Origin of the sequence: Streptomyces liliiviolaceus (genome assembly GCF_018070025.1) — a bacterium.
Lineage (GTDB): Bacteria > Actinomycetota > Actinomycetes > Streptomycetales > Streptomycetaceae > Streptomyces > Streptomyces liliiviolaceus.
The window spans coordinates 8350582-8372095 of record NZ_JAGPYQ010000001.1 but is presented as its reverse complement, the minus strand read 5'-3'; the positions used below and the strand labels follow the sequence as shown (position 1 = coordinate 8372095).

General features: G+C 69.5%; 18 protein-coding genes. 12 read left to right on the top strand and 6 right to left on the bottom strand.

Going from position 1 to position 21514, the window contains the following annotated elements; translation table 11 throughout:
• Nucleotides 1–235: 235 nt before the first annotated feature.
• From J8N05_RS35460 to J8N05_RS35450, 3 genes are read right to left on the bottom strand one after another with little or no spacing between them, the layout of a single operon-like run.
• Complete coding sequence (locus J8N05_RS35460) at nucleotides 236–988, bottom strand: amino acid ABC transporter ATP-binding protein (protein ID WP_210890593.1); 753 nt, start codon at nucleotides 986–988, stop codon at nucleotides 236–238.
• Nucleotides 989–1041: 53 nt separating this feature from the next.
• Complete coding sequence (locus J8N05_RS35455) at nucleotides 1042–1986, bottom strand: amino acid ABC transporter permease (RefSeq protein WP_210889861.1); 945 nt, start codon at nucleotides 1984–1986, stop codon at nucleotides 1042–1044.
• Between the two features lie 33 nt (nucleotides 1987–2019).
• Entirely contained in the window at nucleotides 2020–2982 is a 963-nt protein-coding gene (locus tag J8N05_RS35450) for an ABC transporter substrate-binding protein (protein ID WP_210889860.1), read from the bottom strand.
• A gap of 659 nt (nucleotides 2983–3641) precedes the next feature.
• On the opposite strand from J8N05_RS35450, the gene J8N05_RS35445 reads away from it, so the two are divergent.
• The 4 genes from J8N05_RS35445 to J8N05_RS35430 all read left to right on the top strand — a co-directional run bounded on the left by J8N05_RS35445 (nucleotide 3642) and on the right by J8N05_RS35430 (nucleotide 7201).
• Entirely contained in the window at nucleotides 3642–4865 is a 1224-nt protein-coding gene (locus tag J8N05_RS35445) for an NAD(P)-dependent malic enzyme (RefSeq protein WP_210889859.1), read from the top strand.
• Nucleotides 4866–5318: 453 nt separating this feature from the next.
• On the top strand, nucleotides 5319–6287 hold the full coding sequence (locus J8N05_RS35440) for a zinc-binding dehydrogenase (RefSeq protein WP_210889858.1): 969 nt from the start codon (nucleotides 5319–5321) through the stop codon (nucleotides 6285–6287).
• A 93-nt stretch (nucleotides 6288–6380) separates the two neighbouring features.
• Nucleotides 6381–6590 (top strand): helix-turn-helix domain-containing protein, encoded by a 210-nt coding sequence (locus J8N05_RS35435; protein ID WP_107021356.1) that lies wholly within the window; start codon nucleotides 6381–6383, stop codon nucleotides 6588–6590.
• On the top strand, nucleotides 6590–7201 hold the full coding sequence (locus J8N05_RS35430) for a Clp protease N-terminal domain-containing protein (protein WP_210889857.1): 612 nt from the start codon (nucleotides 6590–6592) through the stop codon (nucleotides 7199–7201). The genes J8N05_RS35435 and J8N05_RS35430 overlap by 1 nt, the downstream gene beginning before the upstream one ends.
• A gap of 81 nt (nucleotides 7202–7282) precedes the next feature.
• On the opposite strand, the gene J8N05_RS35425 is transcribed toward J8N05_RS35430, so the two are convergent.
• The 3 genes from J8N05_RS35425 to J8N05_RS35415 form a co-directional block, all read right to left on the bottom strand.
• Nucleotides 7283–8365 (bottom strand): PadR family transcriptional regulator, encoded by a 1083-nt coding sequence (locus J8N05_RS35425; RefSeq protein WP_210889856.1) that lies wholly within the window; start codon nucleotides 8363–8365, stop codon nucleotides 7283–7285.
• A gap of 1 nt (nucleotide 8366) precedes the next feature.
• The gene (locus J8N05_RS35420) at nucleotides 8367–9404 is read right to left on the bottom strand and encodes a DUF4097 family beta strand repeat-containing protein (protein ID WP_210889855.1); all 1038 of its coding nucleotides are present in this window, start codon (nucleotides 9402–9404) and stop codon (nucleotides 8367–8369) included.
• 361 nt (nucleotides 9405–9765) lie between these two features.
• Nucleotides 9766–9948, bottom strand: coding sequence for a DUF6104 family protein (locus J8N05_RS35415; protein ID WP_018571400.1), 183 nt, complete (start codon nucleotides 9946–9948; stop codon nucleotides 9766–9768).
• Between the two features lie 256 nt (nucleotides 9949–10204).
• On the opposite strand from J8N05_RS35415, the gene fxsA reads away from it, so the two are divergent.
• The 8 genes from fxsA (at nucleotide 10205) to J8N05_RS35375 (ending at nucleotide 21388) form a co-directional block, all read left to right on the top strand.
• Complete coding sequence (gene fxsA / locus J8N05_RS35410) at nucleotides 10205–10381, top strand: FxSxx-COOH cyclophane-containing RiPP peptide (protein ID WP_107021351.1); 177 nt, start codon at nucleotides 10205–10207, stop codon at nucleotides 10379–10381.
• Between the two features lie 245 nt (nucleotides 10382–10626).
• Entirely contained in the window at nucleotides 10627–11841 is a 1215-nt protein-coding gene (locus J8N05_RS35405; protein ID WP_210890592.1) for an FxsB family cyclophane-forming radical SAM/SPASM peptide maturase, read from the top strand.
• Nucleotides 11842–11857: 16 nt separating this feature from the next.
• Nucleotides 11858–13366: an aKG-HExxH-type peptide beta-hydroxylase gene (locus J8N05_RS35400; protein WP_247706634.1), complete on the top strand. Its 1509-nt coding sequence runs from the start codon at nucleotides 11858–11860 to the stop codon at nucleotides 13364–13366.
• A 210-nt stretch (nucleotides 13367–13576) separates the two neighbouring features.
• Nucleotides 13577–16606: an FxSxx-COOH system tetratricopeptide repeat protein gene (gene fxsT, locus J8N05_RS35395; protein ID WP_210889853.1), complete on the top strand. Its 3030-nt coding sequence runs from the start codon at nucleotides 13577–13579 to the stop codon at nucleotides 16604–16606.
• A gap of 105 nt (nucleotides 16607–16711) precedes the next feature.
• Complete coding sequence (locus tag J8N05_RS35390) at nucleotides 16712–17119, top strand: CU044_2847 family protein (protein WP_247706633.1); 408 nt, start codon at nucleotides 16712–16714, stop codon at nucleotides 17117–17119.
• The gene (locus J8N05_RS35385) at nucleotides 17116–18060 is read left to right on the top strand and encodes an AAA family ATPase (RefSeq protein ID WP_210889852.1); all 945 of its coding nucleotides are present in this window, start codon (nucleotides 17116–17118) and stop codon (nucleotides 18058–18060) included. The genes J8N05_RS35390 and J8N05_RS35385 overlap by 4 nt, the downstream gene beginning before the upstream one ends.
• 9 nt (nucleotides 18061–18069) lie before the next feature.
• Nucleotides 18070–20079 carry a magnesium chelatase gene (locus J8N05_RS35380; protein WP_210889851.1) on the top strand — a complete coding sequence of 670 codons (2010 nt, stop codon included), beginning with the start codon at nucleotides 18070–18072 and terminating at the stop codon, nucleotides 20077–20079.
• A complete protein-coding gene (locus J8N05_RS35375; protein WP_247706632.1) occupies nucleotides 20069–21388 on the top strand; it encodes a CHAT domain-containing protein in 1320 nt (439 codons plus the stop codon). Before J8N05_RS35380 ends, J8N05_RS35375 begins: the two co-directional genes overlap by 11 nt.
• Nucleotides 21389–21514 lie beyond the last annotated feature (126 nt).

Sequence of the window (21514 nt, the reverse complement as noted above, 5' to 3'; positions counted from 1 at the left end):
GTCCTCAAACGCCGGACGGGCTGAAATGCATGCGCCGGGCGGGCTGAAATGCATTTGCCGGGCGGCAGGCTGAAAGGCTGGGGCGCAGCCCCGCCTTTCAGGGGCGCGGGGAACTGCGCGGCCCGCCCCCACCGGGCCCGCAGGTGACCGTCAAGCCGGTGGTGGCCGCTACGCGGAGGGGCGGTACGGGAAAACCCGTACCGCCCCTCCGCGTATCCGCCCGACCGCCGGACGGCTAAAGCACCTTCGACAGGAACGACTGCGTCCGTTCATGCTGCGGGTTCGTCAGGACCTCCCGAGGGTGGCCGGACTCGACGACCACGCCCTCGTCCATGAAGACCAGCGAATCGCCGACCTCCCGGGCGAAGCCCATCTCATGGGTCACGACCACCATCGTCATGCCCGACTCCGCGAGGTCGCGCATGACGTCGAGGACGTCACCGACCAGCTCAGGGTCGAGCGCGGACGTCGGCTCGTCGAACAGCATCAGCTTCGGCTCCATCGCGAGCGCCCGCGCGATCGCGACCCGCTGCTGCTGCCCACCGGAGAGCTGCGAGGGGTAGTTCCCCGCCTTGTCGGCCAGACCGACCCGCTCCAGGAGCTGCCCCGCACGCTCACGCGCCTGCGCCTTGCTCACGCCCTTGACCTGGACCGGCGCCTCCATGACGTTCTCCAGCGCCGTCATGTGCGGGAACAGGTTGAAGCGCTGGAACACCATGCCGATGTCCCGCCGCTTCAGCGCGACCTCGCTGTCCTTGAGCTCGTACAGCTTGTCGCCCTTCTGGCGGTAGCCGACCAGCTCCCCGTCGACGTACAGCCGCCCGGCGTTCACCTTCTCCAGATGGTTGATGCACCGCAGGAACGTCGACTTGCCCGAGCCGGACGGACCGATCAGGCAGAAGACCTCGCTGGGCTTCACTTCGAGGTCGATGCCCTTGAGGACCTCGACCGGGCCGAAGGACTTGTGGACGCCCTCGGCCTTCACCATCGCCGTGCCGGAGTCCGCCACGGGCACGTTCTTCGTCACGTTCGCGTCGGCGCTCATGCCTTGGCTCCTCCGCCCGAGCGGTTGGACAGGGACAGCATGTTCGCCTTGATCTTCTGGAACGGGGTGGCCGGCAGCGCACGGCTCGAACCGCGGGCGTAGTACCGCTCGATGTAGTACTGCCCGACGCTGAGCACCGAGGTCAGGACCAGGTACCAGGCGGCGGCCAGGAAGTACATCTCCACGGGTGCGCCCGACGACTGGCCGATGTCCTGCGCGTACCGGAACAGTTCGGCGAACTGCACCACCGACACCAGCGAGGTCGTCTTGAGCATGTTGATGACCTCGTTGCCCGTGGGGGGCACGATCACGCGCATCGCCTGCGGGATCACGATCCGCCGCAGGGTCTTGCCGTGGCTCATGCCCAGGGCGTGCGAGGCCTCGGTCTGGCCCTCGTCGACCGAGAGCAGACCCGCGCGACAGATCTCCGCCATGTACGCGGCCTCGTTCAGACCGAGCCCGAGGAGCGCCGTCAGCAGCGGCGTCATGAAGCTCGACCAGTAGTCCTTGTAGATCGGACCGAGGTTGATGTACTGGAAGACCAGGCCCAGGTTGAACCAGACCACGAGCTGCACCAGGACCGGGGTGCCCCGGAAGAACCAGATGTAGAACCACGCGATCGACGACGTCACCGGGTTCTTCGACAGGCGCATCACCGCGAGGAGGATGCCGCCCGCGATACCGATCACCATCGACAGCACGGTGAGCAGCATCGTCTGGCCGACGCCCTTGAGGATGCGGTCGTCGAAGAAGTAGTCCGGTACGGCACCCCAGTTGATCTTGCCCTGGGCGAACGCGTAGATGATCGAGACGAAGATCGCGATCGCGACGACGGCCGAGACGTACCGCCCGTAGTGCCGGACCGGGATGGCCTTGATGGCCTCCGGGCCGCCCGGGGGAGTGTCCTGGGGTCCGGGCGTCTTGTCGATGTCAACAGTCACGGATGTTGCCTTTCAGTGCCGCCGGCTACGCGGTCACTTGCCGCCGTTGAGGGTGGCTTCCTTCACGGCGCCCGCCTCGACGCCCCACTTCGCGATGATCTTGTCGTACTCGCCGTTCTTGATGACCGCGTCGAGCGCCGCCTGCAGGGCGTCGCGCAGCTCGGTGTTCGACTTGGCGACCGCGATGCCGTACGGGGCGGCCTCGACCTGCTCCCCGACGACCTCGAAGTCCTTGCCGCCGCCCGAGGTCTTCGCCGCGTACGCCGCCACGGGGAAGTCCGAGGAACCGGCGTCGGCGCCACCGGCGCGCAGCCGGGTCTGGGCCTGCTGGTCGTTGTCGAAGGCCTCGATGGAGAGCTTCTTGCCGGCCGGACACTTCTTCGCCTGGGCCTTGGCGAGGTCGTTCGAGACGGTGTTGCGCTGCACCACGACCTTCTTGCCGCACAGGTCGTCCCAGGTTTTGATGCCCTGGTCCGCGCCCTGCTTGGTGTAGATCGAGACGCCCGCGGTGAAGTAGTCGATGAAGTCGACGCCCTCGCCGACCTTCTTGCCGGTCTCGGCGTCGACGCCCTCCTGGCGGTCCTTGGTGTCCGTCATCGCCGACATCGCGATGTCGTACCGCTTGGAGCGCAGACCGGTGAGCAGCGTGTCGAACGTGCCGTTCTCGAACTCGAACTTCACGCCGAGCTGCTTGCCCATGGCGTCGGCGAGGTCGGGGTCGATGCCCACCGTCTTGCCGGAGTCGTCCTTGAACTCGACGGGCGCGTACGCGATGTCCGAGCCGACCTTGATGACGCCCTTGTCGCGGACGGCCGCGGGCAGCTTGTCGGCCAGCGGGGCCGCGCTGGAGTCGGCGGTGTCCGAGCTGCCGCTGTCCTTGTCCTTGGTCTGGTCACCGCAGCCGGTGAGCAGCAGGGCGCCTGCGACCGCGATCGCACCGACCGCGGCTATCCGGGACTGCGCGGCGGTCGTACGACGGGTGGAGCGTGCGGTCATGGTGGGTTCCTCCGGCGGGTGGGTGGAGTTGCCGATGGGTCGGCAGTAGCCGATGGGTCGACGAGAACACACACCTTCGGGTGTCGCGACCTCGTGTGATTAGGGCATCTTGCCATTCGGACTCGTCCCTTCAGGGTGCCCGCCATGTCAAAATCGGATAACGGGTGACCCCCTAACCGGACCGAAGCGGTCCGGCTCGACCGGATCTTGTGCGGAAAACCTCCGCGAGGGCCGGAGGATCTTCTGTGGATCCCGCGATGAGTGCGGCCGCTTCTGCGCACTTACGACACCATGGCGCCTATCGGCGGATTGTTCGTGAAGTGGTCTTGTTCGGCGTATTCGGCCATGAGTCATGTCACCGGTATGTGACCTTCGCGCTCCGGTATACGAGCCCGGCCTCCGTGATGCGGGGGTCCAGGCGCTCCGGTGCGCGGGCTTCGGCCGTCCACGTGTGAGCTTCGCGCTATCGACTCGTCCGCGGTGCGGTCCGTCCGGTAAGAAGGTTCCTTACACCCCTCATCCGGGGCTCAGGGCGCGTGTGCGGCGCGCCCGTCGCGCATGTTCCGTACTTAACAGTCATCAGGGATATGCGCGGTGCCCGCCCGTTCCTCACCAGGAGCGGCAACCCTCAACCAAGAAGACTTAAGGGGTAAAACAAAGTGGCAGCGGAGATCGTCAATCCTCGCAGCGACAGCAGTACGGATCAGGACGGCGGGGCCGAGCCCCTCCATTCCTTCGACCCGGCGTTCGCGCTGCACCGGGGCGGGAAGATGGCCGTGCAGGCCACCGTGCCCGTCCGTGACAAGGACGACCTGTCCCTCGCGTACACGCCCGGCGTCGCGAAGGTCTGCACGGCCATCGCGGAGCAGCCGGAACTCGTCCACGACTACACGTGGAAGTCGTCCGTGGTCGCCGTCGTGACGGACGGGACCGCCGTGCTCGGTCTCGGCGACATCGGGCCCGAGGCCTCGCTCCCCGTCATGGAGGGCAAGGCGATCCTGTTCAAGCAGTTCGGCGGCGTCGACGCCGTGCCGATCGCGCTGGACTGCACGGGCGTCGACGAGATCGTCGAGACCGTCGTGCGGCTCGCCCCGTCCTTCGGCGGCGTGAACCTGGAGGACATCTCGGCACCCCGGTGCTTCGAGATCGAGCGCCGGCTGCAGGAACGGCTGGACATCCCCGTCTTCCACGACGACCAGCACGGTACGGCCGTCGTCACGCTGGCCGCCCTGCGCAACGCGGCACGGCTGACCGGGCGCTCGCTCGGCCAGCTGCGGGCCGTGATCTCGGGCGCCGGCGCGGCCGGGGTGGCCATCGCCAAGTTCCTGCTGGAGGCGGGGCTCGGGGACGTCGCCGTCGCGGACCGCAAGGGGATCGTGTCGACCGACCGGGACGATCTGACCCCGGTCAAGCGGGACCTCGCGGTCATGACCAACAAGGCGGGCCTCTCCGGCTCGCTGGAGTCCGCGCTCGCGGGAGCCGACGTCTTCATCGGCGTCTCCGGCGGTACGGTGCCGGAGCCGGCCGTGGCCTCCATGGCCGAGGGCGCCTTCGTCTTCGCCATGGCGAACCCGAACCCCGAGGTGCACCCCGACGTCGCCCACAAGTACGCGGCCGTCGTCGCCACCGGGCGGTCGGACTACCCGAACCAGATCAACAACGTGCTCGCGTTCCCCGGGATCTTCGCGGGCGCGCTGCAGGTGCGGGCCTCCCGGATCACCGAGGGCATGAAGATCGCCGCGGCCGAGGCGCTGGCCGCGGTCGTCGGGGACGACCTGGCCGCGGACTACGTGATTCCGTCGCCGTTCGACGAGCGGGTCGCTCCCGCGGTCACCGCGGCGGTCGCCGCGGCGGCGCGGGCGGAGGGTGTGGCCCGGCGGTAGCCGCGCGGATTCTCTCCTGTCGGCTTCGGGTCCCGTCCAGGTGGGCGGGGCCCGAAGCCGTTTGCCGGAAAATTCTTTCCGGGGGTTCGGCTGGGTGGGTGGGTGGCCCGGGGCCCGGGGGTGGGGCGTCCGGTGGGTGGGTGGGTGCGGGCCGGTGGGGGCTGGCCGCGCAGTTCCCCGCGCCCCTTGGGTGGGGGGTGGTGGGGGTGGTGTGGTGGGTGCGGGTCGGTGGGGGTTGCTCGCGCAGTTCCCCGCGCCCCTGAGCAAGCGGGGCTGCGCCCCGGCTTGCCTTCTTGGGGGCGCGGGGAACTGCGCGACCAGCCACGACGGCGGGAAAGTCGACGACACTGCCCAGGGGCGCGGGGAACGGCGCAATCTTTCAGGGGTGGTGGGGGACGCGTGTCACAGAGGAGAGCCGTTCCGTCGGACGCACCCGCCACCTAGGGTCGGCACATGTTCGCTGCCTACGCCGCCCGTATCGACCGCGACCACCCCCTGAACGGCCTGGAGCTGGGTGACCGCCCAGCCCCCGAGCCCCGCCCCGGCTGGACGACCGTGAACGTCAAGGCCGCCTCCCTGAACCATCACGACCTCTGGTCGCTGCGCGGAGTCGGCCTCGCCGAGGACAAGCTGCCGATGATCCTCGGATGCGATGCCGCGGGGATCGACGAGGACGGCAACGAAGTCGTCCTGCACTCCGTCATCGGGCAGACGGGCCACGGGGTCGGCCCGAAGGAACCCCGCTCCATCCTCACCGAGCGCTACCAGGGAACCTTCGCCGAGCAGGTCTCGGTCCCCACCTGGAACGTCCTGCCCAAGCCCGCCGAGCTCTCCTTCGAAGAGGCCGCCTGCCTGCCCACCGCCTGGCTGACGGCGTACCGCATGCTCTTCACCAACGCCGGTGTACGACCCGGTGACTCGGTTCTCGTTCAGGGAGCCGGCGGCGGTGTCGCCACGGCCGCGATCGCGCTCGGCAAGGCCGCGGGGCTTCGCGTCTTCGCCACCAGCCGGGACGAGGCGAAGCGCAAGCGCGCCCTGGAACTCGGTGCCGTCGAAGCCGTCGAGTCGGGCGCCCGGCTCCCGCATCGCGTGGACGCCGTCATCGAAACCGTCGGCGCCGCCACATGGTCCCACTCGGTCAAGTCCCTGAAGCCGGGCGGCACCCTGGTCATCTCGGGCGCCACGAGCGGTGACCGGCCCTCGCACGCCGAACTGACCCGCATCTTCTTCCTCGAACTCAAGGTCGTCGGCTCCACGATGGGCACCAAGGACGAACTGGAGGACCTCCTGTCCTTCTGCGCCGCCACCGACGTACGCCCCGTCATCGACGAGATCCTCCCGCTGGACCGCGCCCGCGAGGGCTTCGAGCGGATGGAGTCCGGCGAACTCTTCGGCAAGGTCGTACTGACCGCCGCCTCCTGACCGCCGCCTTCTGGCACCGCCCCCTGGCATCGACTCCTTCCGAGTTGTCAACCGGCGTTGACAATCCCTGGTGTGTCAATCTAAGTTGACATCATGACCGAAGCAACGGATCTCGCCGAGCGCGCGGGCGACCGCGATCCGCGGATCGGGCTGCGGGCCGTCACCGCGTTGCGGCGGCTCCTGGAGCAGCTCGAAGCGGTACAGGTGCGCAGCGCGCGCAATCAGGGTTGGTCGTGGCAGGAGATCGCCGCGGAACTGGGTGTCAGCAGGCAGGCCGTGCACAAGAAGTACGGGAGGCAGTGATGTTCGAACGGTTCACCAAGGACGCCCGCGCGGTGGTCCTCGGCGCGGTCGGCCACGCCGAACGCCTGGACGCGGAGACGGTCGAGGAACAGCACCTGCTGCTGGCACTCCTCGACCGCGAGGCGAGCCGTGCGTCGTTCGCCCTGACGTCCCTGGGGCTCGGCGGGCGCAGGGAGTCCGTCCAGCGGGCGCTGGCCGAGGCGCGCCGCCGCGGCGGCCTCTCCCGCGCCGACACCGACGCCCTCTCGGGGCTGGGCATCGACGTCTCGGCGATCGTCTCCCGCGTCGAGGAGGCCCATGGCGAGGGCGCCTTGGAGGGCTCTCACGGGAACGCGAAGGGCGCCGGTAACGACAGTGGGCGTGGCGGCAAGGGCTGGTGGGCCGGCTTCGTCGGTCAGCGGCGTCCCTTCGCGCGCGGTGCCAAGGACGTCCTCACCGAGTCCCTGCGCATGGCCCTCGCCCAGCAGGACCGGCACATCGGCGACGAGCATCTTCTCCTCGCGCTGGCCGCCCGCCCCGGAGTCCCGTCGGAGGTGCTGGCCGACCACGGCGTGACCTACGTGTCCCTGCGGCGCGTGCTGTACGGCGGGGGAGAGGCGAAGGCGAGCTGAGGGGGAGGAGAGGCGAGGCGGTCCGCTCCTGAACCGCCTCGCAGCCTCGCCCACCGGTCAGCCCGCCGGTCGGCCCGCCGGTCAGCCCTTGGGCATCCGCAGTACCGCACCTATGTGCGCCGCGGCCGACGACAGATGCCGGCGGGCATCGCGCAGTTGTTGCTCCGTCACCCCGTGATCGCGGGCCGCGTCGCGGATGTCGTCGCGGAAGCGGTCCAGCAGCCGGTCCAGGTCCCGGCTGGGATCGCCCGTCGAGTCCTCGTGGGCCCAGGAGGGTTCGTAACCGGCGGGGAAGTCCTCAGGGGTGTCCGTGTAGTCGGGACGACCGGGCTTCCTCGTCTCCGTCCCGGCTCCCGCCCCCGACCGGCCGAAGCCGAAGTCCTTACCGAACTCCTTGCCGAAGTCCTTCCCGAAATCGCCGAACTCCTTGGCGAGCTCGGTGAGGCCCTCCCGGACCCCCGTCGGCCAGTCGCCCCGGGTGAAGTGGTCCTGCACCTGGTCCTGGACGTGCTTGGCGATGCGCTGGAGCTCCTCCTGCGCCTGCGTCCGGGCCCGCTCCTGGGCCTCCTTGGCCTGGTGCCGGGCCCGCGTGGCCTCCTCGCGGGCCCGCCGGCTCTCGTCCTTGGCGCGCCGGGCCTGCTCCTTCCACTCCTGCTTGACGCGACGCATCTCCTCCTTGGCGGCGCGCCAGGCCTCCTTGTCCCCGAGGTCCGTGAAGTCGCCGTGGGCGCCCTCGCGTTCGCCGTGCGCCTTGGCACCGGCTCCCGTGGAACCCCGCCGGGCCTCGCTCGCCGCGGCCCGCATCTCGCGGCGCAGATCCCCCGCGGCGCCACGCACGTCGGCCCGGATCTCCGCGGCCAGCTCGGCGACCGATTCGCGGATCTCCAGCTCCAGGTCGGCCAGTTCGCCGCTGCGGTCGGCCAGCTCGGCACGGCCGGCGTCCGTGATCGCGTACACCTTCCGGCCGCCCTCGGTGGTGTGGGTGACCAGGCCCTCGGCCTCCAGCTTGGCCAGCCGGGGGTAGACGGTGCCTGCCGACGGCGCGTACAGCCCCTGGAAGCGCTCCTCCAGGAGGCGGATCACCTCGTAACCGTGGCGTGGTGCCTCGTCGAGCAGTTTCAGGAGGTAGAGCCGCAGGCGGCCATGGGCAAAGACGGGAGCCATGTCAGAGCCCCTTCTGGTGGGTCGGGCCGTCGGGTGATCCGTCGGTGGCGTCAGTGGCGGTGGCGGCGTCGGCGGCTGGATGTTGCGCGGGGGTGGAGAGGGTGGCTGACGCGGGCGTCTCGGAAGCGGGTCCGGTGGTCCCGGGTGAGGCAGGAGCCGTGTCCCGTGGGTCATCCTCCCCGACGTCCGCCTTCTTCTCGAAATCCACTTCCTCGTCCCATGGCTCGTCCTCCGCCGGGGGCCTGCGCAACAGTGCGATCGAACCGGAGACGGTGGTCGCCTTCAGGCGGCCGTTCCCCGCGCCGAGCCTGCCGGTGATCTTCTTGGCGCCCCACCGGCCGTCGATCCGCAGGTCCTCGAAGGCGCTGGAGACCGTGCCGCTCGCCGAGTCCACCTCGACCTCCGCGTCGGCCGGATGCGGCAGGCGGACGGCGATCTCCCCCGAGATGCTGGTCAGCCGGATGTCGCTGGACCGGCCGGCCGGATCCAGGTCGACGATCACGGAGCCGCTGACCGAGTCGACCCGCACGGAGGGGCTGGAGCCCTCGATGACGGTCAGGTCGCCGGAGATGGAGTTGAGCCGGAGGTCGCCGGTGAGGGCCTGGACCTCCACGTTCCCCGAGACCGTGTCCGCGCGGACCGGGCCCGAGAGGCCCACGAGGGTGGTGTCGCCGGAGATGCCCTTCACCACGGTCCGGCCGTCGATGCCGGAGACCATGGCGGTGGCGCCGACCACGCCCACCTCGACGCGGGTGCGGGCGGGTACGGCCAGGGAGACCACCGCGCTGCGGTGCCAGCCCTTGCGGTCGAGCCACTTGAGGAAGCCCTTCCAGGGCAGGTCCTCGTACGCGACCGTCAGGGTGCCGTTCTCCTGCGTGACTATCAGGGGCGGTCCCTCTATCGAGGAGACTTCGAGGTGGGCGGGGCCCTCGTCGATCCCCACCACGTTCACCGTGCCGCTGGCGATGCGTACGTGGAGAGCCGTCACCGGTTCGTCGAACGTGAGCTTCCTTGGCTCTGCGACGGACCACTCGGACATGGTGCTGACCTCCTCGGCAGGGGCGGACGCGGTGACGCGCCATATCGCGTCTCCTGATAGACACGATATATCGCGGATGCGGGAAGTCAAGGCATTCGTTCTGGTGAACCGTGGTGCCTCAATGGTGCTAAATGTGGATAATTCGACCTCGCGATGCCCGTCGGGGGGCGGTGGCTGCCGCTCCGCGGCGAGGGCGTCCCGCCATATCGCGACCGGGTGTTTTCGCCCCCGCCGCCCCTTCCCGTTCCCGTCCCTGCATGGGGGCTGCGCCCCCTCGCCCCCGCAATCGCGCTACGCGCTCGTCCTCAAACGCCGGACGGGCTGAGGGGGCCCATGGTGGTTCCAGAGGGGGAGGGGGTGGTTACTCCTCGTCCTCGTCGTCGTCCAGGCGGGCCAGCCAGGTTGCCAGGCGTTCGACTGGGACCTCGAAGTCCGGGTTCAGGTCGACGAAGGTGCGCAGCTGTTCGGCGAGCCACTCGAAGGTGACCTCTTCCTCGCCGCGCCGCTTCTCCAGCTCTTCGATACCGCGGTCGGTGAAGTACATGCGTAGTGCTCCGTCGTTTTCGCTGAAAAGCTGTGCTGAAAGGCTGTACAGCAGGATAGGGCGCCTGGACCGGCCCGTGCCGCGTGCCCGCTCGATGTACCTGTGCGAGGTCCGCCACGCTCCCGGGTGCGCAGGCACGTCACTGGCGGGGTATGTCCTACGGGACGGTGGGCCCGTAATGGCAACCCGCCGACCGGTGGAAGTGCCGGAACCGGCGGGGCGCATGTGGGGTCGGGCGGAGGGAGGGAGTCGAAGGATGGGCGCAGAGGACGATGAGCAGACGGCCGCGGAGCCGCTGCCGGATCTTCTCGCACTGGGGCTCGCGGAGTTGAGGACGATCGAGCACCCGGTGCTGGCCGAGGTTCTGGCCGAACTCAGGGAGAGGGCGGAGCAGCCGAGCGAGATGCTGTGGGGGTTCAACAACGCGTTCTAGCCGCACGGGATGCCGGTTCCGGCCGGTCCGCCGGTTGAATCGGACAGCTTCGGCCGGTGAGCGTTTGCGACCGGGAAAGCGCTGGTAATGGCGCTGCGGACGGTCAATGCGGGGTCGAGGTGCGGCTTGACCTCGTGCTGCGCCGACGACGAGGCGCGGGTGAGCGCACGGAGCCGCGGGAGCCTGCGGTACCGGAGGAAGAACTCGACGGCTGGGGGTGCCGGGTGGACGGCCTGCAGGGATCCGTGTCGGCATCGACGCCGGTCACGTCTGCACCTTTTCGCCAGTTCATCGTCAAGGCGCATGGCAGATGCAACCTCGCGTGCCGGTACTGCTATCTCTACGAGGGCCCGGACCGTTCCTGGCTCGACCGCCCCGCCGGCGCGTCCTCCGAGGTGCTGGAACGCACGGCGGACCGTATCGCCGAACATGCGAGGACGCATGGGCTCGGCGCGCTGTCCTTGGTGCTGCACGGTGGAGAGCCCCTTCTGGCGGGAGCCGACACGCTTGCCCGTTTCACCGAGAGCGTGCGCGACCGGGTTCCGCGCTCCTGCACGGTGCATGCCGTCGTACAGACCAACGCCACCCTTCTGAACGCGCACCGGCTCACCGTGCTCGCCCGACAGGACATCCGCGTCGGGATCAGCCTCGACGGCGGCCTGCCCTCGCACAACGCGCTCCGGGTGGCGCGCGGGGGCGGCCCCTCCTGGCCCGCCGCGGTCCGCGGCGCCCGACTGCTCGCCGACCACTTTCCGGACTCGTACGCCGGGATTCTCACCGTCGTGGACCCTGCCACACCCCCTGTCGAGGTCTACGAGTCCTTGCTTGCCCTGCGCCCGCCGGTCCTCGACCTCCTGCTTCCGCACGGGAACTGGTCGGCGCCGCCGCCGTACCTCAGACTGGGACCGGAGGAGGCCGACACCCCTCGCGACGCACCGACACCGTACGGAGACTGGCTCTGTGCCGTGTTCGACCGCTGGTGGCGGGGACCGCGAAGGGAGACCCGGGTGCGCCTCTTCGAAGAGTGCATGGCTCTGCTCATGGGGCTCCCCGCGGTGACGGAGGCGCTGGGGCTCGCTCCGTTCGACGCCGTCGTCGTGGAGACCGACGGCTCCATCGAGCAGGTGGACTCCCTCAAGTCGGCGTACGACGGAGCGGCGTGGACCGGCCTCGACGTGCACCGGAACAGCTTCGACGAGGCGCTGCGCCATCCCGGCGTCATGGCACGACAGGCGGGGGCCGCCGCACTGGCGACCCGCTGCCGGGCCTGCCCCCTGCTCACCGTCTGCGGCGGCGGCAACTACGCGCACCGCTACCGCGCCGGGCAGGGTTTCTCCCACCCTTCCGTCTACTGCGTCGACCTGCAGCGATTCATCCGGCATGTGTCCCTCCGGCTCGCCGCGGCGGCGCCGGGACGTCCGCCCGCCGGGCGCACCGTCTCCGGAGGAGACACCCCTTGATCCCAGGAGACACCTCTTGATCCCGTCGCCACTGCCGGAGCAGGCGTTGAGCGAACTGGGCCGCACCGAAGGCGGCCCGGACACTCTGGCCCTCCTCGTGAGGGATCAGCAGGTGCGGCGCCTGCTTCTGCTCCGTGCGGTCCTGGACGTCGTGGAGGAAGCCGATGCCGAGATCTGCCCGCCTGCGCTGCGTCAGAGGTTCCGAACGGACTGGGCGCTTTTGGAGGAGGCCGACCGGGCGGGTGAGGCGGAGGAGCCGCCGGGTGAGGGAAAGAGTGTCAGGCACTCTCCCGCCCGTACCCAGATCCTGTACCCGCTCGTCGGCCCGTGGGCCCGCGGCTGCCTGCGCGCCCTGAGTACGAAAACGATTCCCCGCACGGCGCGGCAGCGACGGGCCCGCTCCCTGCGCCGCGAACTCGGCTATTTCAGCGCGCTCGCCGCGGCGGCCGCGGTACGGGCCGGGGTGCCGTTCTCGGCGCGGCTGTCCGCGTATGACGGAGTGCTGGCGCTGCCCTCCCTGGGGGCGCTGGGCGCGATCGGCGGCGGAGACGTCGAGGTGGTGGCCCGGGACGGTCGTATGACACTTCGCCGGCGCGGTGAGGCCGACGTGGTGGTGGACGTGATGGAGCGGGACGACCTGACGGCTTTCGGCGTCGGCCTCGGGCTCGCGCCTGTGACCGGATTCGCGACCCGGTCCGCCGCGACCGCCTGGAGACCGGTTCACCTTCTTCCCGGGCTGCTGCCCGAGTCCGCTCCCGTCCCTCTCGACGATCTCGATCCGCATCGCACGGTGGACGGTGGTTCCCGCCACCAGGCGTTGAGTGGTCCGGCCACCCTCGACAGGGCGGAACGGGAGCGTTGGCTGACTTCCTGGGCGGGAGTGCGTTCGATCCTGCAACTCGGCGGTGAGCACCGGGTCGCGGAGGTCGCCGCGCTACTGCGCTGTCTCGTCCCTCTGGCCCCACCTGCGGGCCACGGGGCGCCCGACGGGGGAACGGGAAGCTGCAGCGGAACCCGGAGGGAGGCTTTCGGGGCCGTGCTCAGCAGTACGCCGCCCACTTCCGCCACCTTCGCAGCGACTCTCGTGCACGAGGTGCAGCACGCCAAACTGGCAGCTCTCAGTGACATGGTCGTGCTGCATCGGGAGGGGCCACAAAAACGATATTTCGCACCGTGGCGGCCGGATTCCAGGCCCTATGACGGGTTGTTGCAGGGCGCCTACAGTCATGTGGCGCTCGCGGATTTCTTCCAGCGGTGCGCGTTGGCGGCCACCCCGAGACCTGAGCAACGGAGCATCGCATGGGGCGAGCACGCACGCTATCGGGCGCAGGTCAGGGTGACGCTGCCGGTGCTCGCGGCCTCGACCGCCCTCACGGCGCAGGGACGTCTGCTGGTCGATCGGCTGACCGAGGCGTGCGAGCGGATGGGAGAGGAACCGCCTCCCCGGGGCATGCAGATCCGTGCCGAGGAGCGCGTGAGTGCAGCCCACGCGCGGTGGGTGCGCTGCCGTACGCCCGCCGAATGAGTGGAACACGGGTGTGTCCCAAGGCCGCGCAGTCTCTTGGAGGGGTGAAGATCGCAGTCCGAATACCCATTGAATGGTGCATATAGGGCGAATTGCTCGCGGGTGCGCCCAGCATACCCGGGCACGCCAACTCGCGTCCTAATGAGCCCTGTTGGCAATCCCTGCATGCGTCATAGACTCACGCGCGATGTACGCGGGGGAGGCTGCTGCATGTCTGAAAGCCGTGCGCCGGTCGGACCGGCCGACAGGCATGCCCAAAATCAGGCAGTCACCATAAGTTTCGCCGGGTACAACCGGGCTTGGGCGGCCTGGATCGGCTACGTGCTCGAACGTCACGGGCAACGTGTCGTGTACCAGCGCTGGGAAGGGCCTTCCGAAGTCCCGCTCGCGGAGCAACTGCGGGACCTGAGACTCGCGCCGGGGCGGATCCTCATCGTCGTCAGCGAGTGGTACTTCCAGCTCGGACCGAGGACGTACGAGGAATGGAACACGGCCCTTCGTGAGGTGGTGGCGCCGGAGGCCGAGCGGTTCGCAGGCGTCCTGGTCACCAACCAGCCGGTACCGACAGCCACCACGGTGCTTGCCGCGACCGATCTGACGTTCGTGGGCGCCGAGGAGGCCGAGCGGCGCGTTCTCGACCGGCTGGACTTGCTCGGCCGATCCCCGGTGGAATCCACCGACAGTGCACGACGGGCACCGCGATTCCCGACTGCCAGTCCGGAGGTCTGGGATCCGACGGTGCCACGCCGCAACACCCGTTTCACCGGACGGGAGAAACTTCTGAACGACGCGTACCGGTCGCTGCAGGACGCGCAACCGGGCGCGGGCGTCGTGACCTTCCACGGCATGCCGGGGGTGGGCAAGACCCAGTTGGTCGCCGAGTTCGTATACCGGTTCCGGCTGGAGTACGACGTGGTGTGGTGGGTGCGCGCCGAAAAGCGCTCCGGCTACCGGCGGGCCCTCGCGGAGCTCGCCCCGAAGCTCGGGCTCACCACGGGGGCCGACTACGGAGAGCGGCTGCGAGCGGTGCGCACCTCGCTGCGTCGGGGCGACCCCTACGCCAACTGGCTGCTGGTCCTGGACGGCGCCGATGAGCCGGAGGAGATCTCGGACCTCGTGCCGACCGGCACCGGCCATGTACTGATCACGTCCCGCAACCCGCAATGGCGTGACCACAACAGCCAGTTGCTGGAGGTGCCGGTCTACGACCGCACCGAGTCGGTGGCCTTCATCCGCCGTCGTGCCCCGAGGCTGACCTGGTCCGAGGCGGAACAACTGGCCGAAGCGCTCGAAGACCTGCCGCTGGCGCTGGACCAGACCGCCGGCTGGCTCAACGACTCGGACATGTCGGTGACGCAGTACATCGATCTGCTGGAGAGCAGTGTCGATCAGAGTGCGGTAAGGGTATCGCCTGATTTCCGGATGTCATTCCAGCAGTCCTGGTCGATACTTCTCGGCAAACTCCGGGAGACCGCGCCCGAATCCGTCGACCTCCTGCAGCTGTGTACGTTCTTCGCGCCGGGTCTTATCCCTGTGGATCTACTGCGGCAGATGCCGACCGTTCATGTGCCCGACCGGATCGCTGAACTGCTGGACGACACGGATGCGTGGCAGAAGGCGGTCAAACAGCTGCGGCGTTATTCCGTCATCCCTGAGGAGTTTCAGACGGCGGACTCCGATGAGGCCAGCACCTCGGGAGGGCTTTTCTACTTGCATCGAATGGTTCATCAGATCGTCCGCCAGAATATGCCGGACCAAGACCGTCAGGAATTCATCGACGTGGTGCGGCAAGCGCTCGTAGCAGCAAACCCCGGGAGTCCGGACGACGTTCGTTCCTGGGAGAAGTACGCCCAGTTGGTGCCGCACCTCAAGCATGCGGATGTGCTGATGAGCGAGGACCGGGGCGTACAGCGCCTGGTCCTCGACAGCCTCCGCTACATGTACCAGTCCGGCGACTACGTGGCAGGTATCAAACTCGGTGAACGCGCCATGGACACCTGGCGCTCACTGCTCGGTGAGAACCACCCGAAGGTCTGGGAGGTGGCACACCACTACGCCAACCTGCTGCGCGGAGTGGGTGAGTACCAACGTTCGGAAGCCATCACCCGGTCGGCCATCGAGTACCTGAGGGACGCCCAGGGCGCCGAGTCCCTGGCGCACATCCGTGCGGTCAGCGGTCTGGCGGCGGACCTGCGGGCACTCGCCCGGTACGAGGAATCGCTGGAACTCTGCGAGTGGCTCGTTCCGACGTGCCGTGCCGCCTTGAGTCCGGATTCCGTGACGACCTTGCGCGTCGAGAACAACCTGGCGGTCACTCTGAGGCTCCTGGGACGCTATGAACAGGCGCGTGAATGTGACCGGCGTACGCTTGAGGAGCGGCGGCGGATCCTCAGCACACGGAACCCGTCAACGCTGTCCTCGGAATTCCACCACGCGCTGGACCTCCGTCTTCTGGGTCAGTACAAAGTAGCCGGATCGATTCAAAGAGAAAATGTCCGCGAGCTGCGCAGGGCTGTGGGGCCGGGCAATTATGTGACTGTGCTGGCGGAGTACAACTACGCTCTCTGCGCGTATGGCAGCGGCGGAAGGGATCGTGAGCACACGGACCAACTCCTCGCCGCTCTGGCTGATTTGAGGGAACGCAGCGAACGCGTGCTGGGTGAAACCAGTCCGACCACGCTGATCGTCACCTCCGGATACAGCTGTTTCGCCCGCCGGCACGGCAATGTCGACGAGGCCCGCACCGTGAGCGAATCCGTCATCGCCCGTTACGAGGTGATGCTTCCCGCTGGACACCCCTACATCGCGGGGTCTCGTGCCAATTACGCGTTGATCCTCTCCGACGTGGGTGAGCGCGAGCAGGCCCACGCGATGGTCGAGCAAGCTCTGCTCGACATGACGGCGGCGGTGGGACAGGACCATCCATGGACGTTGGGCTGTGCTCTGAACGCCTCCGCGATGCGCAAACTGGTGGACGAATTCGACGCGGCCGCCGAACTCAGCAAGGACACCGTCACCAAAGCCACCGAAACGCTGGGGCGGACCCATCCGCTGACGGTCTTCGCCCGCATCGGCCTGGCCGACGACATGCGCGGGCTGAGGAGCGGCCAACAGGCCGAGAAGGTCGAGCAGGAGGCGCTGTCCGATCTGACCTCGGCGTTCGGCGCCCAGCACTCCTACACGGTCCAGGCGCGCCGTAGGGAGCGTCTGTTGTGGGACTTCGAACCACAGGAAACCTGAGCCGGGAAGTCGGCTCCTCGACGCATACCGCCATGTACGCCGGGGAATGAAGCCAGTTCCCGCCCAACAGCCGTACTGCACAGGACAGTTGCACCGGGGGGACGTGTGGTGATCCTAGTGGGCCCCGTACCGGATGGCGCGGACGGGCCCATCCCCGTCCAGATTGAGGTCGACCTCGATCCGGACGCCGATGGCGGTCTCGCGGCCGTCTACGGCGACGAGGAGGTCAGAGGGCGGGTCGCGCAGCGTGTCGTGGAGGTGGCCCGTGACGCGTACACGGACGGGCTGGAGCTGGCCCGGCGGTGCGCCGCACAGGCCGTCGGCCGGTTCGCCGAACTGACGGACGATCTGCGACCGGACGAGATCGAGATGCAGTTGTCCATCAAGGTCGACGCGGGCATGGCGGCCTTGGTCACCAGCAAGGCAGAAGCGCAGCTGCAGGTCACGTTCCGGTGGCGGACCGCCGCCCCGGTCGAGGCGTTACCGGGCAGCGGAGGGGGAACCGACTCGTGAGCCGTACGACCGGAGCCATACGCATCCTTCCCTACAGCCGTGTGGTGGGGCAGAACGACCTCAAGCTGGCGCTCGAACTGAACTACGTGGCGCCACGCATCGGCGGTGTCCTGATGGCCGGCGCGCGGGGCACCGCCAAGTCCACGATCGTGCGGGCCTTCGCGCTGATGGTGCACGCGGAACTGCCCGTCACCCTCCCCATCAACGCCACCGACGACCGGGTGGTCGGCGGCTGGGAGCTGGAGGCGCTGATGCGGGGCGAGGCCCGCCCGCAGCCGGGACTCCTCGAAGAGGCGGCCGGAAAAGGGCTCCTGTACATCGACGAGGTCAACCTGCTCGACGACCATCTCGTCAACGTGATCCTCGATGTCGTCTCCACGGGTGTCCTGTCCGTGCAGCGGGAGGGGCTGGCCGACGCCAAACATGTCTCCTTCGGTCTGGTGGGCACGATGAACCCCGAAGAGGGCTGGCTGCGACCGCAGTTGCTCGACCGGTTCGGACTCATGGTCGCCGCCCAGCAGCAGGACACGGAGACCCGGCACCGGACGATCAAGACCGTGCTGGCCTTCGAGGAGGAGTACCAGAAGGAGGAGTCGCCCTGGCTCCAGGAGGCCGAGCAGGACAACACCGCGACGCGGGACCTGCTGGAAAGTGCCAGGAGCCGGGTGGCGACGATGAAGGTTCCGGACGAGATGGTCCAGCTGTGCGCACAGGTGGCTCAGCGGGTCGAGGCCGTCGGGCAGCGCGGGGAGATCGTCGCGACGCTGGCGGCCCGCGCGCTGGCCGCCCTGGAGGGAGCGGACACCGTGGAGCCCGGTCATCTGCTGCGAGTCCTGCCGATGGCGTTCCGCCACCGCAGGCCGGAGACCGCCCACGGCGGCACGTTCGACTGGACCACGGACGACGAGGCCCGTGTCAGGGACCTCTTCGAAACCGGCTGAGGCACAGGGATGGCCACGGAACCGCCGAGCGGCGACACCCCGGACACCGGTTCTGCCTTCGACATCGGTATCGGCGCCGACACCGGCCCTGGTTCCCGTTCCGGCGCGGTACCGGAGCCGAGCGGGGGGCCGCACGGGCCACATGGCCGGGGAGGGCAGCCGGACGATCTTGCCCTGCGCCTGTGTCAAGCGCTCGTCTGCGCCGCGGTGGACCCGGCGCTCTCCAGCGTGCTGCTGTTCGACCTTGAGCCGCAGCTCCTCGATGGAGTGGCCCGCCTCTTCGGCAGGCTTCTGGCCGGTGCCCGGCAGCCGGGGGCCCCGCTGGTCGTCCTGGGTGCCACCAGCCGCGACGAGGATCTGTGGACCAGGCCCGTGCTGCGTCAGGAGGCGGACGGCATCGCCTTCCGCCTCGAACCGGGTCCGCTCATCCAGGCGGACGACAGGACGGGAGCTCCGCCGCCCGTGGTCCTCGTACCGGATCTGTGCCGGCTCAGCGTCGCCGGGATGCGCGGGGCGGTCCAACTGCTGGGCGCCGACGTGGCCGTGGTGGAACAGGCGGGACTGCGGCACGAGGCCCGGCCCCGGGCCCGCTGGCTGGCCGCCTGCAGCTCGGCCGACGCGGGCCGGATCAGCAACCATCTGCTCGACCGTTTCGCCATCCGGCTGCCCGTCGCGGGCCTCACGACCCTCGACGTCGAACAGCTGCTCGGCGCCCTCCCGCCGACCTGGCTCGCCGCCTCGGCCCGTGCCGTCGACGACACCGGTGCCCCGCCCGTCGCTGTCGCCGACGACACCGTCGTGCGCGTCGCCCGTCTCCTCGGCCCGGACACGGGGGTGCGCAGGCAGCTCGCCCTGGCCCGGCTCGCCCGTGCGCTCGCCGCATTGGAGGGAGAGGGGACGGCGCGCGTCGAACACTGCGACGCCGCGGCGCGGCTGATGGGTCTCGCCGTGGCCGACACGCCCCGGGCGCCAGAGCCGGCGGCGGGCGCGGCGGCTGCCGTACCGCCCCCGCCGCGCCTGATCCCACGACCGCGGGGTGACACCGGGAAACACGGGCAGGGCGAGCAGACCGAGCGCCGCCGGGCCGAAGCCGGACAGGCACTGCTGGAAACCGAACCCGCCGAGGGCATCGGTAGCGCACCGGGCGGCACTCCCACCGCCCTCACCACCCCCTATCCCGAGGACAGCGCCGGCGTACTGCGCGACTTCGCCCCGTTGCGCAGCCCCTGGCAGCGGACGGCGGGAACGGACACCCGGCGCGGTGTGGTCATCGGCTCGCGACGGGCCAGGGACCTTAACGACCTCGCCTACGTGCGCACCGTGCGAGAAGCCGCCCTGCACCAACGCGTGCGTCGGGCTGAACACTTCACGGTCTCGGCCGCCGACCTGCACTGTCATGTCCGCGCCGGAGCACCGGAGCGCATGCTCGTACTCGTCCTCGACCACACGTGCCGGGGCGACTGGGACTGGCAGGACGTCCTCGCCCCCTACCTGCAATGGGCGTACACCGTGCGGGCCGCCGTGCACGTCGTGGAGATCGGCGGCGCCGAGGCGGCCGACGAACTGCGGGCGGAGTCCTTCGCGCTGCGCAGTGTCCGTGATCCACGGCTGCTCGCGGCCCTGTACCGGCCCCTGGGCCGTGCCAGTCCGCTCGCCCACGGCATCGAGCAGGCGGCGCGAGCCCTGCGCCGAGCCTTCCGGCAACACGGCAGCGGCCTCGCCGAGGCGTGGCTGGTCGTGGTCACGGACGGCCGCGGCAACATACCGCTGCGGGCCAGCCACACCGGGAGGCTGAGCGGTCCGGTGGGAGCGGAGGGGGTCGAGGACGCGTTGCGTGCCGCGGCGGACATCAGGGCCATGGACCGGACGCGGTTGCGGGTCGTCGTGGTCGACGCGGGACGCGAACCGTACGGGAGCCTGCCGTTCACCCTGGCGGACACCCTGGGCGGCATCGTGATCGACGGGCAGGGCGGCAGGGGCCCGGACGCGGACGGGAGGGGAAACGCCGGTGAGTGGTGAGCCGCAGCGCGGCCCCCGCTGGCTGACGGGAGCGGGCAACGTGATCCGCCGGGCGCCGTTGCCCCGCCCCAAGACCGCGATCCGTCCCGACCACCCGTCGATGCTTCACCTGCTCCGCCCGCAGGAGGCCCCGACCGGAACCGGCGGCGCCGACGTCAGGCTGAACGAACGTCTGGACGAGGGATACGCCCTTCTCCGGGTGATCCGGGCCGTCGGCATCGGAGGCCAGGACGGCTACCGCTTCCAGGGCTGGTGCGGCGACCTCACGGTCGCCTGCGCGGCCGGACCGACCCGGCTCACCGCCCCGGCCGTTGGCCTCGGCAACCTGACGCAGCGCGGGGAGTACCCCTCCGAGATCCTGCGGGGAATCCAGCACTGGTCCGGGAACCAGTCCGAACTGGCGGACTGGATCAACCGGGCGCGCGCCCGGCACGGCGCCGCGCTGCGCCTCATCGTGTGGGACGACACGGGCTACGAGCTGCCCTGGGAGGCGTTCTGGGTGCCCGCGGACCGGGGAAACGGGCTGCCGGGAGGCCTGTTGGGCGCCCTGCTCGTCCTGACCCGCTGGACCACCGTGCACGACGGAAGCCAGGGCCTGCCACGCGCAACGGGCGAATGCCACGGCAGCGTCCTCGCCTATCTCCACCGGGACATGGCCGACGACTCCCACGTCTTCACGCCGTACATCCACCGGACGCACCCCGAGATGACGTCCTTCCTGCGGGCGCTCGAAGCCCCGGAGCAGGAGGATCCCACCGGCCTGGTCTACCTGGGCTGCCACGGCACCTACGGCGACACCGTCATGCGCCTCACGCTCGCGGAGCGCACCTGGGCGGAGTACAACAGCCAGGCCATGCGGGTCCTGGACAGGGACCGCTCTCTGGTGTGTCTCAACGCCTGCCACTCGGGACGCTTCGTGGACAACCGGGGCCAGGGCGAGAACGCGCTGAGAGGATTTGCCGAGCTCTTCCTGCGCAAAGGAGCGAGCGGATGCATCGTCACCGCGGGCGAGGTCGGCAACCAGGAAGCACGCGTACTGATCCGGCGCCTGGTGCGCGAGGTGACCGGCCGCCCCGACAGACCGGTCCCGGAGACGCTGCGTGCCTTCCGGGAGGGCGCGCTCCAGGACTTCGGCACCCTGGCGGCGATCCCGACAACGCGCAACGATGACGGTCAGGTGGACAAGGTCGGTCAAAAGCGGGTCATGCGATTGCTGTACGCCTTCGCCTTCCAGTATTACGGACATCCGCTCACCACACTGCGACTCATCACCGAGAAAGGGCACAGCGCCTGGGGAGGGAGTCCGTGACGAACCTCGACGAGCACACCCTCCTGATCGAACCCGTTGTGGCCTGGCCACGGATCGCCGAGACGGAGTGCGAATACCTGGTCACCGTCGACCTGCGCGGCCCTCTTCCGGAGGGCGAGGAAGCGG